Origin of the sequence: Pseudomonas sp. PDM25 (assembly GCF_019219045.1) — a bacterium.
GTDB lineage: Bacteria > Pseudomonadota > Gammaproteobacteria > Pseudomonadales > Pseudomonadaceae > Aquipseudomonas.
Genome location: NZ_JAHUWL010000018.1, coordinates 74,318 through 87,795 on the forward strand (window position 1 = coordinate 74,318; position 13,478 = coordinate 87,795).

Sequence of the window (13,478 nt, forward strand, 5' to 3'; positions counted from 1 at the left end):
CGACGCTCGAATAAGGTTAGACCCCAGTTGGGAAGTCAGCTAATAGGGGGAGTATTGGGTCGTGATAGGCAGAGTCTTTTACTGGCGTCACGGGGCGGGGCCGCGTCTATCTGGACCCATAGACGCGGCTCGCAGGCGAAAGCGCTTACATCACGGGACTTTTACGGCGGCGTATCAGTTGCCACTGAACACCGCCGGCCTGCGCTCGGTGAAGGCCGCCAGCCCTTCAGTGAAATCGGCGCTTTCGCAGGCCTGTCGCCGCAACTCCGCAATCTGCTCCATCGCCTGCACAGGCATCGGTTGCAGGTCTTCCAGAATGCGCAATTGTTCCTTCACCGCCGCAATGGCCAGCGGCGCTTTGCCGGCGATGCCTTGGGCCATGTCGAGCGCAGTCGTTTCCAGCGCGTCGCTGTTCACCAGTCTATTGATCACGCCAAACCGCTCCGCCCGTTCGGCATCCAGTTTCTGCGCCGTGAAGAACATTTCCTTCAGCACGTGAATCGGCAAGTTGTTGAAGAACCGCAGCAACCCGCTGGTGGTGTAGGGCAAGCCGATGTTGGCCGGGGTCATTGCGAAGCTCGCGCTGTGGTCGGCAACCACCAGGTCGCAGCTCATGGCCAGGTCTACCGCACCGCCCCAGACCGAGCCGGAAATCAGGGCGATCACCACGCCGGGGTAGGCGCGGATGCGGCGCAGTACCTGTTCGAGGGGTTTGCCGTAGGCAATCGGGTCGCGGTCGTGTTGCAGTTCGCGTATGTCGTGACCGGCGCTCCACACCGGCTGGCCCACTTCGCTGCCAAGAATCACCACGGGGACGCGTTGTAAGGCGAGGGCGGCGAGGCTTTCATCGAGGGATGCCAGCAACTGCGCGCTGAGGGCGTTGCGGTGGGTGGGGTTGCTGAACACCACCCGCGCGATGCGTTCATCGACGATGTTGACGGTCACGGTGCCAGAGGAGGTTGGGTTCATTGGGTGGTTCCTGTTGAGTGTGCGGGCGAAACGTCGGTGTCCTGGAACACGACTTTGGTGGCGAGCAGTGCGTTGATCGATGCAGCGTCGAAACCGGCTTCGCGCAGGACTTCAATGGTGTGTTCACCGAGGAGCGGCGGTGGACGGCTGGCGGCGCCGTCGGTGGCGCTGAACACCGGTGTCACTACCTGGCGCAATGCGCCGAGTGTCGGGTGCGTAAGTGTTTCGGTCAGTTGGCTGTGCAGTACCTGCGGGTCGTCGAACACTTCGTCGAGCGTGTTGATCGGACCGGCGGGCAATCCTGCCTCGACGAACAGCGTGGTCCATTCGAGTTTGCTGCGGGTTTTCAAGCGGCTTTCCAGAATCTCCCGTAACTCGTCACGCCGTTCGACTCGCGCTTCGTTGGTGGCAAATCGCGGGTCATCCGGCAACGCTGGTAAATCGAGCAGCACGCACAAACGCCCCCACATGGCCGAGGTGATCGGCGCCAGATTCAGCGGGCCGTCCAGCGTCTGGAACACGCCATAAGGCGCAATCACCGAATGCGCATTGCCGGTACGACGCGGCACATCACCCAGGCTGAGATAACGTTGACCGTGCACACTCAACAGCCCGATTAAACTGGCCAGCAACGACGTACTGACGTGTTGGCCTTGCCCGGTCGTCGAGCGCTCCAGCAGGGCCGCCAACACCGCCGTCACCAGCCACATGCCCGAGGTCAAATCGCCGATGGCGGTGCCGGTGCGCGTCGGGTCGCCATCGACGAAACCGGTCAGGCTCATCAACCCCGAATAACCCTGGGCAATCTGGTCGAAGCCCGGCCAACTGCTCATCGGCCCGTCGGCGCCAAAGGCATTGATGCTGCCCATGATCAGTCGCGGATTACGGGCGCTGAGCACGTCATAACCGAGCCCCATACTCTCCAGCGTGCCGGGTTTGAAGTTCTCGATGACGACGTCGGCGTCATCGATCAGCCGCTGGATAGTGGCCAATCCCTGGGGATTGCGGAAGTCGATGCACAGGCCGCGCTTGTTGCGGTTACACGACAGGTAGTAAGTGCTCACGCCCCGGTCGAACGGGCCCCAGGTGCGGCTCATGTCGCCGGTCGGGCCGGGCTCGACCTTGATCACATCGGCCCCGAGGTCCGCCAGCACCATGGTGCAGAACGGCCCCGACAGTGCGCGACTCAGATCAACAATCTTCACGCCTTGCAACGCTTGCATAGGGTTCTCCAGTAAGTGTTCAGGTGCGGGTTATTGCGGCAAGGTTTGATCACGGGTTTCGACGGCAAACGGCAGGATCAGAATGCCGACCACGAAGGCCGCAGCCGTCCAGGCGATGGGGGCGCCGAGCGAGCCATACCAGTGAATCGCCGCGGCCAGCAGGAAGTTGACGCCGGCGCCGATGAAGCGACCGACCGAGGCATTGAAGGCGAAGGCCGTGGCGCGGATCCGGGTCGGATACTGCTCGGGCAGCCAGAGCGAGAAAATCGCGAAGTTACCGCCGAAGAAGCCGAGGAACACCAGCGACACCATGAACAGATGAAGGCCATCGTCCATGTAGAACACCCAGCCGAACGCGACGATGATCGATGTCGCCATGCCGGCGAAATAGATGCCCAGAGCAACCCGTCGACCCAGTCGTTCGGCCAGCCAGGGCGCCACGAGGCAACCCAGAATCGTGCTGAGCGACAGCACCGCTGCGCCGATGGAGGCGAGGTGCACCGCGCCGACGTGGTCAATGCCCGCCTGGGTGGCCAGCGTGACGACAGCCGTCGCTTCGTACACCGAGCCGGCCCACAAGCCGACGATGGCGACCCCGACCAGCAATGAGCTGGTCAACGTGCGGCGTCGAAAGGCCGGGGCAAAAATTTCCCACCACGACGCGCGCGTTGCAGGTTTCAACTCGGGGGTTTTGAGGTTGAGCGCAGCGTTGCGCACCTGGCCCGGCTCTTTCACTTTCAGCGCGGTATAGATCGCAATGAACGCCGGGAACAGGCCGCAGAGAAACATCACGCGCCAGCCATAGGTGGCGCCGACGGTGTAGTTCAACAGTGCGGCAATGAAGAAGCCAAAGTAGTAGCCGGTTTGCAGATAACCCGCGCCCATCTTGCGCCGGTCTTCCGGCCAGCTCTCGGCGACATAGGTGCCGGCGAGTGCCCACTCGCCGCCGACGCCGATCCCGGCGATCAGCCGAAATGCCGCCAACTGCCAGATGTTCTCCGAGAACGCCGCCGCGCCGGTAAACAGCGAGTAGACCAGGATGCTGGCGGCGAGCATTTTCACCCGGCCAAAGCGGTCGGCGAGCGGCCCCCAGATGAACGACATCCCCCAGCCGATCAGAAACAACCCGAACGTGATCGACCCGTACATGGCGATGTTGGTGGCGCTGGGCTCAATGCCCGAGGCGGGCAGCAGTTCGGTCAGGGCAGGAATCAGAACCAGGGCGAAGATTACCGAATCCACGCCATCCAGAACCCATCCCACGTAGACCGTCCAGAAGCCACGAATCTGCTCGCGGGTCAGGGGCGTCTTGATGGGCTTCACGCTCGTTGCTGATGCTGTTAACACTCTAGACATTGAGATCTCCCATTGACCTTGATCAGGCCTATAGAAGCGCTGCTTGCCGGTCGCGGCCGTTGGCGCTTCGTTTGTTGTGAGACGAGTCTAGGCGTCGTATCTCATAAGCTTCAAATATGATATTCCTCTGATTCCATCGGAAATTTATATGGCTTTGGAGGGATGCATGGACCTGCGCCAGTTGCGGTATTTCATCAAAGTGGTCGAGTGCGGCAACATCACCCGCGCCAGCGAAGCGCTGCATATTGCGCAGCCTGCGATCAGCCAGCAGATGCGCAATCTGGAACGGGACATGGACATGCAACTGCTCGAGCGCAGCGTGCATGGCGTGGTGCCCACGGCGGCCGGGCAGACGCTGTATCGGCACGCCATCGAACTGCTGCGCCAGGCCGACGGCACCCAGGAACTGCTACGTCAGGACGCCGAATTCCCGCAGGGCAAAGTGTCGGTCGGCATGCCGTCGAGTACCGCCCGCATGCTGGCGATTCCGCTTGCGCGCACGATTCGCAGTCGCTATCCGGGCATCAAGCTGGAGTTGATCGATGCCCCGAGCGCCGACCTGGGGCGGCTGATCACGGTGGGGCGGGTGGCGCTGGCGGTGAATGTCGATGCGGTCGACACCCGTGGCATGGCCATGCAGCGGCTGTTCACCGAAACGCTGTACCTGGTGGCGTGGCCCGAGTTTTCGTTACCGGATGGACCGGTGTCGATCGAGGCGTTGGCGAAGATGCCGCTGGTGTTGCCCTGCGCGCCGAACACGATTCGCAGCCGGGTCGAGTCGGCCTTCCAGGAGGCTGGCCTGCACTGTGAGGTCGAGTTCGAGGCCAACTCCACGGACCTGCTGTTCTCGGCCGTCCTGGCCAAACTGGGCGTGACCATCCTGCCGTGGGCGGCCGCCCATGTTGAACTTGAGCAACACAGGCTCAAACTGGCCAGGATCGATCATCGACTGTTTACCCGTGATCTTTCGCTGTGCTGGCATGACACAGTCGTGGAGAGCAACGCGGTGCAAAAGGTCAAAGCGACCATTTTTGAACTGTTCAAAGACTTCGGACGGCAGCCGGGGTGGGCGGCGGGACGATGACGTTGTGAGGGCAACCTTTTGTCGGTGGGCGTGAACCGGACTCGCGATCAATTGATCCCTGTAGAAGGACTCACTCTCCGACTGAGGAACTCAAACCATGCAGCCCAAGGCACACCAGCGATACGACCTGACGCTGCTGATGCTGTTTGTGTTGATCGTCGTGGTGTCGGGTTATTCACCCCGCAGCCGAGTGGATTGGGCACTGGAAAACCTCTTGGTGCTGTTATTAGTGGGCACATTGGTGGCTGTCGCTGGCCGGTTTCGCCTGTCGGCGGTTGCCATCAGCCTGGTATTCGTTTTCCTGTGCATTCACGAACTGGGTTCCCACTACACCTATGCCAAGGTGCCGTACGACCAATGGTGTTCAGCCTTGACCGGGGTCAGCCTCGATAAAGCGCTGGGGTTGCAGCGCAATCATTTTGATCGGCTGGTCCATTTGAGTTATGGGCTGTTTATGGTTTATCCCATTCGAGAAGTGTTGGTGCGCCTGACGCCGTTGCGGGGTTTCTGGTTGGTGTTTATGGCGTTGAACATCATTCTGTCGACGTCGGCCATTTACGAAATGGTGGAATGGATCGGCGGCGCCTACCTGGGCGACGACACCTCGCGTGCCTTCATCGGTGCGCAGAACGATCCCTGGGATTCACAGAAAGACATGGCATTGGCGGTGGTCGGCGCCTTCGTCAGCGAGTGTGTGGTTTTGCTGTGCAAGCAAAAACGCGCCGTTCCTCAGGCTGAGCAACCGTTTTAAATCACCCGATAAGAAAAACCGATACCCGCTTAAGGATTTCCCAGAGGCGGGGCAGGCACCTACGGCTTTAGAGTCACGCCCTTCGTGATGGGTCATCGTGAGATAGACTCAACAGCGAACATCCGACAGTGGGAGTGACAACGGTGGCGGGAATGCGATGGACTCGCTGATCACGGCCGCAGCGCAGGCGCTGGCAGCGGGTGATCCGCTCGGCGCGCTGAACCGGGTCGCGTTGCGCGACGATGCGCCGGCGCTGGCGTTGCGCGGGATTGCGATGGCGCAACTCGGCGATCTGGTGCGAGCCAAGGCGCTGGTGCAGAGGGCGGCGCGGGCCTTCGGGCCGAAGGAGGCCTTGGCTCGGGCGCGCTGTGTGGTCGCCGAGGCCGAGATCGCGCTGGCCTCCCGGGAGTTGGGCTGGCCGGTGAAGGCACTCGAGTCGGCGCGGTTGACGCTTGAGGCACACGGCGATCGAGTGAACGCCGCTCATGCGCGGTATCTGCAGATTCGGCGTTTGCTGCTGATCGGGCATCTCGAAGAGGCTGACGTGCTGCTCGCCGAGCTTGACCCCGCGCCATTGCCGCCGGCATTGCGCGCCGCCCACGAACTGGTCGTGGCGGGGATCGCGATGCGACGACTCGAGACGAACAAGGCGCGGTCTGCACTCACAAGGGCCGAGCACGCCGCGCGCGATGCCGATATTCCTGCGCTGACGGCCGAGGTGGAAAACGCTGCCCTTGTCCTGAACACGCCCGTCGCGCGTTTGATTGCCCATGGCGAAGAACGGCCTCTGTTGCTGGAGGAGGTTGAAGCGTTGCTCGCGTCCACGTCGCTGGTCGTTGACGCCTGTCGCTACGTGGTGCGTGGCGCCGGCATGTCGGTCTCCCTCGCCACACGCCCTGTCTTGTTCGCCCTCGCACGGGCACTGGCCGAAGCGTGGCCAGCCGACGTGTCGAGGGAAATGCTGATTGCCCGGGCCTTTCGTTTGAAGCATGCCGATGAGTCCCTTCGCGCGCGGTTGCGAGTCGAAGTCGGGCGACTGCGCGCGGCGCTGAAACCCTTGGCCGGTGTGACGGCTACCCAGCGCGGGTTTGCCCTGGTGTCGCTGGTTGCCTCCGACGTTGTGGTGCTGGCGCAACACGTCGAAGAGAAGCACGGGTCGGTGTTCGCTTTCCTTGTCGATGGTGAGTCGTGGTCGAGCTCGGCCCTGGCGCTGGCCCTTGGCGTCAGCCAGCGCACGGTGCAACGGGCACTCGACGAACTGGCCCGCGCGGGCAAGGTGCAGTCGTTCGGTCGCGGTCGGGCGCGTCGCTGGATGACCCCGCCGGTGCCGGGTTTCGCGACGACCTTGTTACTCCCGGTGCCACTGCCGGGTGACTAGGATGAACGTCACCCACCCGTAACGAGGAATGCCAACATGAAACAGTCAGCAGCCAAAATCGTTCGTGAATATGGACCCTTTGCCGGTGTCGACAAGGTGCACGGCGTCACCTGGGACGGCCGGCACGTGTGGTTTGCCACCGGCGACAAACTCAACGCCCTGGACCCGGCGAGCGGCAAGACACTGCGCTCAATCGATGTCGCTGCCCATGCCGGCACCGCCTTCGACGGCCAGCACCTGTTCCAGATCGCCGAGGATCGCATCCAGAAAATTGACCCGCAGACCGGCCGTGTACTCGCGACAATTCCGGCGCCTGGCGGCAGTGACTCAGGGCTGACGTGGGCGGAAGGGACGCTGTGGGTCGGCGAGTATCGGGATCGCAAGATTCATCAGATCGATCCCGAGACCGGCGCGATTCTGCGCACCCTTGAATCCAATCGTTTTGTCACCGGGGTGACTTGGGTCGACGGTCAGTTGTGGCATGGCACCTGGGAAGAAGACGAGAGTGAGTTACGCCATATCGATTCGACCACCGGCGAGGTGTTGGAGAGTGTGAAGCTGCCGGCCGGCGTCGGGGTGTCGGGGCTTGAATCGGATGGTGGCGATCAGTTTTTCTGCGGCGGCGGTGGCAGTGGAAAGGTGAGGGCGGTGCGACGCCCTGAATAAGGCGCCGCTCAATCACTCAAGGCGCGCCAAACAACATCGTCCAATAAACGCCTTCATCGCTACGCGCGTCCGCCGCATAGGCTGCGCCCACCTGGGTAAACATCGGGTTCATCAGGTTGGCGCAATGCCCCGGGCTGGCCAGCCAGCCCGACATGGCCTTGCTCGGTGAACCCTGGCCGGCGGCGATGTTCTCGCCGATCTGCCGGCCACGGAAACCTGCGGCTCTGGCCCGGTCTGCAGGCATGTCACCGTCGGGGTCCTTGTGGGCGAAGTAGTTGCCGTAGGCCATCGCCTTGCTGTGCCCTTGCGCCGCTGCGCCCAGGGCTGCGTTCCAGGCCAATGGCCGTGCGGCGGCGAAGCGCTGACGACCGCAAAGTCGCGGCGTGGAGCGTGCCGCATTGACCTGTGCCAGCAACGCTTTGCTGACGGCACGCGAATCACCCACGCGACTGTCCAGCACGGGCTGCGCCAGCACCACCTGCCATTCACTCCGGGCGCGACTGACGCCAATGTCGGCATATTGGGTATCGAGCAACGCCCCGCAGTAATCGCTCTGGAGCATGTCGAAGGCCTCATCGGCATCCTGAGCCCCGACCACGCGAATCGTGCGAACGGTCACCGCCTGATAGCCGGACGCCTTCAATCGATCACGCAAACCGCCGCCATAGCCGATCGGCAAAGCCAGGTTCGACTTCAACGCCAGCGGTGATAACGCACGACCGGCGCGCCCCAGGCATCGATCGGGATGAGCGCGGTAGTCGTTGATGGCTTCCACCAACTGCCTTTCAGCACCGGCGTGGGCGGGGTTGGCGAACAGGGAAAACAGAGGAATGAAACAGAGCGAGGCAACGCGAACGAACAGGCGGGTTTGGCGCATGGATGAATAGCTCTGAGCGGGCAAGTGGAATTCACGGCTCGGCTATGACTGGCGCTTCAACACAAGGTTCACGGGCGAAAGAGACATATTTCAGCTGGGCGCAGTGCGTCCGCCAACGAGGACATGGAGGTGTCGTATGATGGCTTCTTTTTACCCGTCACAAGGATTCACCCATGCCGTTAAGCAAACGCGATCAGGCGCAGATCGAGCGTCGCCTGATTGCCACCCTGACCGAGGCGTGTGAGACGGCCAAAGTGGACATCGTCGGGTTCTGCTGGCTGACCCACGAGATCGATTACGACCTGTTTCCCTCCAGTCTGCGGGTTATCTGGGTCTTCGATACGCAGGCCAATAAAGATCAGGCGCTGGCCAGCGGGCAGGGCGAGCGCATGCTTGAGTTGACTGCCGTTGCGTTGAGCGAAGCGGACGTTCTCGTCAGCCCGGTATCGGCCCATGTGCAGTTCGATTCTGAAGAAGCCTGCCAGCGCGCCAATGGCGGAAACTGGCAGCAACGCTTGTCGCGCTCGCTCACTTCGAAAACTTTCGCGCCCCGGCCACGCAAAGGATCACCGCGACGGTAACCCCCAGCATGCCGATGCTGACGTGCTCGTGAAGCAGCGTGGCCGCCAGCGCCAACCCAAAAAACGGCTGCAGCAGTTGCAGCTGGCCGACGGCGGCAATCCCTCCTTGGGCCAGCCCGCGGTACCAGAATACGAAGCCGATCAACATGCTGAAGAGCGACACGTAAGCCAGGCTCAACCACGCGGCTGGGGTGACTCCCGAGAACGAAGCCGGGGCTATGAACCAGGTCAGCGGGACCATGACGGGCAGCGACAGGACCAATGCCCAAGAGATCACCTGCCAACCTCCCAGGGTTCTTGAAAGCTTCGCACCTTCGGCATAACCCAGCCCGCAGGCGAGGATGGCCAGCAGCATGAGGATGTCGCCGGTCGGCGAAGCGGTCAGGCCTTGGGAGACGGCAAACCCGACGACCAACGCGCTGCCCAGCACTGAGAAGAACCAGAACACCGGCCGTGGACGCTCCCCGCCGCGCAACACGCCGAACACCGCAGTGGCGAGTGGCAACAAGCCAACGAAGACGATGGAATGCGCCGACGTCACGTACTGCAGCGCCAGCGCCGTCAGCAGCGGAAACCCCACTACAACGCCCATTGCCACGATCGCCAAAGGCATAAGCTGATGCTTGGCCGGACGTTTTTCTTTAAACAGCACCAGCATGCAAAGGGCCAGGAGCCCGGCAATCGCCGCTCGGGCAACGGTCAGAAACACCGGGTCAAATTCCAGCACGGCCAGCCGTGTGGCCGGCAGCGAGCCGCTGAAAATCAGCACGCCGATGAACCCGTTGAGCCATCCGCTCGCGGTCTTTTCCGTCGTTGGGTTTTGCAGGGTCCGTTCCATGTGAGGGCTCTCTGAATTTGCAGAGATCCATCGTATGGTCGATGATCACTACAATCAAAAAATTGTCATGGATACATCTCGACATGCCTCGCTCACGGTACAAGTCATTAGTGGATGCTTTGGCGGCTGACATCCGGTCAGGCCGATTGTTGCCGGGCACGCGCTTGCCGACGCATCGCCAACTGGCGGCGACAGAAGGGCTGGCGCTGGTGACCGCCAGCCGGGTCTATGCAGAGCTCGAAGCCATGGGCCTGGTCAGCGGCGAGACGGGGCGAGGCACGTTCGTGCGGGAGACGTCTTTGCCGCCGGGTTTGGGCATCGACCAGAAAAACGTTGCCGTGGGAATGACCGACCTCAACTTCAACTATCCCTCGCTGCCGGGGCAGGCAGAACTCTTGCGAAATGCCCTGCGCCAACTCGCCTCGGGCGGTGATCTGGAATCCCTGTTGCGCTACCAGCCACACGCCGGGCGCCTGCATGAGCGCGCCTCGGTGGCGCGTCATTTACTCGCCCGAGGGCTGACGGTGGAGGCCGAGCAAGTGCTGATAGTCAGTGGCGCTCAGCATGGGCTGGCCGTGACGATGATGGCGCTGCTGCAACCCGGTGATGTGATTGCTGCGGATGCGCTGACCTATTCAGGGTTCATCGTGCTGGCCGAAGCCTTGCACCTTGAAATCGTGCCCATTCCCGTGACCGAACAGGGGCCTGATCTGGAGGCGCTGGACCGTCTGTGCCGGAGTCGCCGCGTGCGGGCGGTGTACTCGATGCCGACGCTGCACAATCCACTGGGATGGGTGATGAGTGCCGATCAGCGCGACTCGCTGGTGACGATTGCGCGCAAGCATGACTTGCTGATCATCGAGGACGCTGCCTATGCGTTCCTTGCCGAGAACCCGCCGGCACCGATAGCGCAACTCGCACCCGAGCGGACCGTTTACGTTTCAGGACTCTCCAAGAGTGTGGCCACTGGACTGCGCGTAGGTTTCGTCGCCGCCCCGGCCGAAAAAGTCCCCGCGCTGGAGCGCACGATCAGGGCGACCACCTGGAATACTCCGGGTGTGCTGACGGCGATCGCGAGCACGTGGCTCGACGATGGCACCGTCATGCAACTGGAAGCTGAAAAACGCCAGGATGCGCAGGCCAGGCAAGCCATCGCCGCAGAAGTGCTGACGGGCCTTCCGTGCATTCGCCACCCGTCGTCCTATTTTCTTTGGCTGCCTCTGTCTGAAGATGCGAGGGCCGACCAGATCGCCGCGGCGTTGCTGCGTGAAAAAGTCGCGATTTCAACCGCTGAGCCTTTTGCGACGTCTGCCCATGTACCGCATGCAATTCGCTTGGCGCTGGGGTCGGCAGAGATGGGCGCACTGCGGGAGGCGCTGGAAAAAGTGAAGTGGGTGATTGGTGCCTATTCATAGCCCGAAGTCGCCCACCGCCATCTATATTGAAAGGTCAAGTCCGCTGCAGATTACGCAAGCGCCCTGACGCGTGGCGAAGCTTTCGCCCTTGCGATATGGCATTACCCAATGCGTTCTCTGGCCGGTTGGTAAAGCGTCTTCGGTGACCGATAAGCGCACACTCATCACTCATCGTGATCCTCAACTGAGGTAATGAAGATGAAGCACCCATTCGCGGTCGCTATCGCGACCCTCGCGCTTTGCGTCTCGGCCCTCGCCAGCGCCGCTCCCGCCGCCGATCCCCAGGCCATTCAACCCTTCCACGTCAATGTTGCGGACAAGGACCTCACCGATCTGCGCAACCGTATCGCGGCGACCCGCTGGCCGGACAAAGAGACGGTTTCCGATCGATCACAGGGCGCACAGCTGGAACAACTGCAGGCGCTGGTTCGCTATTGGGGCACGGACTACGACTGGCGCAAGGCCGAAGCGCAGCTCAATACTCTGGCGCAGTACGTGACCACCCTCGATGGGGTCGAGATCCACTTTATCTGGGTGCGCTCCCCGCACCCGAACGCTTTGCCGATGATCATGACCCACGGTTGGCCAGGCTCGGTATTCGAGTTCATCAAGGTCGTCGGTCCGCTCACCGACCCGACCGCGCACGGGGGCAATGCGGCAGATGCCTTCGACGTGGTGATTCCGTCCATTCCTGGCTACGGCTTCTCCGGCAAACCGAGTGGTATCGGTTGGGACCCGGACCACATCGCGCGGGTCTGGGCGCAGTTGATGCAGCGCCTCGAGTACACCCACTACGTCGCCCAAGGTGGCGACTGGGGCGCGCCCATTACCAGCGCGATGGCGCGCCAGGCGCCGACCGGGTTGCGCGGCATTCACCTTAACCTGCCCGCCACGATACCGGCGGAAGCGAGCGCGGCGCTCGCTGTCGGCGGACCGGCACCGGCGGGATTTTCCGACAAGGAACGCGCGACCTACGACGCCGTCGCCACGCTCGTCAAACAGGGGAACCTGGCGTACAGCGCGATGATGGCCGCGCGGCCGCAGATGATCGGTTACGGCGCGATGGATTCACCGGCCTTCCTCGCCGCGCTCATGCTCGTGCATCCAGGCTTTGCCCGGTGGACATACGGCGCCGACCCGCAACAGTTGCCGACCAAGGATGAAGTGCTGGACGACATCACCCTCTACTGGCTGACCAATAGCGCCGCCTCGGCAGCCAGGCTCTACTGGGAGAACATGGGGCGAAGCCCGCTTTCTTCGGCCGCACAGAAAACCACCGAGATTTCGCTGCCGGTGGCCGTCACCGTGTTTCCAGAGGATGTCTACTGCCCGCCGGAGTCGTGGGCCCGGCGCGCCTATAGCAACCTGATCTACTTCCATCAGGCCGACAAGGGCGGCCACTTTGCGGCCTGGGAACAGCCGCAGCTGTTTACCGAGGAGCTTCGCACTGCGTTCCGGTCGCTGCGCTAGTCGCCGCCATTTACAAACCAGCGCCCAACACCTTGAGGTACTCGGGGCTCTCGGATATCGAGTTGTGCCCCGTACCCGGTATGACCTTCAGCGACGCCACCCCCTTGGCGAAATGCGTGAAGAGCCGCTCGGTGCTGGAACGCGGTATCACTTCGTCGTGCTCCGCCGCGATCAACAGCGTCGGCACCGTGATGTGGGCGGCGTACTTCCAGGATTCAAAGGTGTCCTTGAGCAACCACTTCACCGGGAAAATGGGGAACTGCCAGGCGGCGAGTTCTTCAACACTGTTGTAGGGCGTGATCAGCACCAGACGCGCCGCCGGGCGTTGGCTGGCGAGGCGCACGGCGACGCCCGAGCCTAGGCTGCGACCGACCACCGTAATGTGTGGATGGGTGGCGTAGACCAGGTCAAACAAGGTCAGGGCGTCGCGCGAAATCATCTCCTCGGAGGGCGATCCGGAACTGCCACCGTAGCCTCTGTAGTGCAGCAAGTAGACGGCGTGATCGGCAAAGGCTGCGGAAAACGAAGGCAGGCTCCGGGAGACATCTTCGGCATTTCCACCGAAATAGATCAACGCGTTCGGCCCCTCGTGAGGCCTGACAGACACCAGCACCTGCGCGTCGTCGACCGATAGCGTGAGCAGCGTTGCCGAGGTGCCGACGGCGCGGGGTTGCGGGAAGTAGATGAGGGCGCGCTGAAACACGAACAGCGCAGCGCAGAGCGCCAGATACACGACGGCGATGATGACGACGGTTGACACCAGGATGCGTGGCATTCGGCTAACTTTAGTGGGCGGCATTGGCGGCTCTGGCCTGAAGACGGCTATCGCTTGATCGCTGTCAGAGTGTAGTAGACCGATAGCGCGACGCA

At 62.3% G+C, this 13,478-nt stretch carries 13 protein-coding genes; 7 read left to right on the forward strand and 6 right to left on the reverse strand.

From position 1 onward, the window contains the following. Positions 1-174: 174 nt before the first annotated feature. The 3 genes from scpB to KW848_RS26630 are packed head-to-tail and all read right to left on the reverse strand — an operon-like array spanning position 175 to position 3,515. Entirely contained in the window at positions 175-969 is a 795-nt protein-coding gene (gene scpB, locus KW848_RS26620; protein ID WP_218538556.1) for a methylmalonyl-CoA decarboxylase, read from the reverse strand. Next, positions 966-2,192 (reverse strand): CaiB/BaiF CoA-transferase family protein, encoded by a 1,227-nt coding sequence (locus KW848_RS26625; protein WP_218538557.1) that lies wholly within the window; start codon positions 2,190-2,192, stop codon positions 966-968. The genes scpB and KW848_RS26625 overlap by 4 nt, the downstream gene beginning before the upstream one ends. A gap of 30 nt (positions 2,193-2,222) precedes the next feature. Further along, the gene (locus KW848_RS26630) at positions 2,223-3,515 is read right to left on the reverse strand and encodes an MFS transporter (RefSeq protein ID WP_309140086.1); all 1,293 of its coding nucleotides are present in this window, start codon (positions 3,513-3,515) and stop codon (positions 2,223-2,225) included. 199 nt (positions 3,516-3,714) lie between these two features. Between KW848_RS26630 and KW848_RS26635 the strand changes: the two genes are divergently transcribed. The 4 genes from KW848_RS26635 (at position 3,715) to KW848_RS26650 (ending at position 7,427) form a co-directional block, all read left to right on the forward strand. Continuing rightward, positions 3,715-4,632, forward strand: a complete 918-nt coding sequence (locus tag KW848_RS26635; protein WP_218538559.1) for a LysR substrate-binding domain-containing protein — start codon at positions 3,715-3,717, stop codon at positions 4,630-4,632. 97 nt (positions 4,633-4,729) lie between these two features. Further along, a complete protein-coding gene (locus tag KW848_RS26640) occupies positions 4,730-5,383 on the forward strand; it encodes a DUF2238 domain-containing protein (protein ID WP_218538560.1) in 654 nt (217 codons plus the stop codon). 157 nt (positions 5,384-5,540) lie between these two features. Next, positions 5,541-6,761, forward strand: a complete 1,221-nt coding sequence (locus KW848_RS26645; RefSeq protein ID WP_218538561.1) for a GntR family transcriptional regulator — start codon at positions 5,541-5,543, stop codon at positions 6,759-6,761. Between the two features lie 36 nt (positions 6,762-6,797). Further along, entirely contained in the window at positions 6,798-7,427 is a 630-nt protein-coding gene (locus KW848_RS26650; protein WP_218538562.1) for a glutaminyl-peptide cyclotransferase, read from the forward strand. A gap of 16 nt (positions 7,428-7,443) precedes the next feature. On the opposite strand, the gene KW848_RS26655 is transcribed toward KW848_RS26650, so the two are convergent. Further along, on the reverse strand, positions 7,444-8,304 hold the full coding sequence (locus KW848_RS26655; RefSeq protein WP_218538563.1) for a CAP domain-containing protein: 861 nt from the start codon (positions 8,302-8,304) through the stop codon (positions 7,444-7,446). A gap of 173 nt (positions 8,305-8,477) precedes the next feature. On the opposite strand from KW848_RS26655, the gene KW848_RS26660 reads away from it, so the two are divergent. Next, positions 8,478-8,885, forward strand: a complete 408-nt coding sequence (locus tag KW848_RS26660) for a hypothetical protein (RefSeq protein WP_218538564.1) — start codon at positions 8,478-8,480, stop codon at positions 8,883-8,885. Here the strand turns inward: KW848_RS26660 and KW848_RS26665 are convergent. Beyond that, the gene (locus KW848_RS26665; protein ID WP_218538565.1) at positions 8,833-9,723 is read right to left on the reverse strand and encodes a DMT family transporter; all 891 of its coding nucleotides are present in this window, start codon (positions 9,721-9,723) and stop codon (positions 8,833-8,835) included. The genes KW848_RS26660 and KW848_RS26665 overlap by 53 nt on opposite strands. Before the next feature lie 83 nt (positions 9,724-9,806). On the opposite strand from KW848_RS26665, the gene KW848_RS26670 reads away from it, so the two are divergent. Then, complete coding sequence (locus KW848_RS26670) at positions 9,807-11,138, forward strand: PLP-dependent aminotransferase family protein (RefSeq protein ID WP_218538566.1); 1,332 nt, start codon at positions 9,807-9,809, stop codon at positions 11,136-11,138. A gap of 198 nt (positions 11,139-11,336) precedes the next feature. Next, the gene (locus KW848_RS26675) at positions 11,337-12,608 is read left to right on the forward strand and encodes an epoxide hydrolase family protein (protein ID WP_218538567.1); all 1,272 of its coding nucleotides are present in this window, start codon (positions 11,337-11,339) and stop codon (positions 12,606-12,608) included. Between the two features lie 10 nt (positions 12,609-12,618). On the opposite strand, the gene KW848_RS26680 is transcribed toward KW848_RS26675, so the two are convergent. Beyond that, the gene (locus KW848_RS26680) at positions 12,619-13,407 is read right to left on the reverse strand and encodes an alpha/beta hydrolase (RefSeq protein ID WP_218538568.1); all 789 of its coding nucleotides are present in this window, start codon (positions 13,405-13,407) and stop codon (positions 12,619-12,621) included. Between the last annotated feature and the right edge of the window lie 71 nt (positions 13,408-13,478).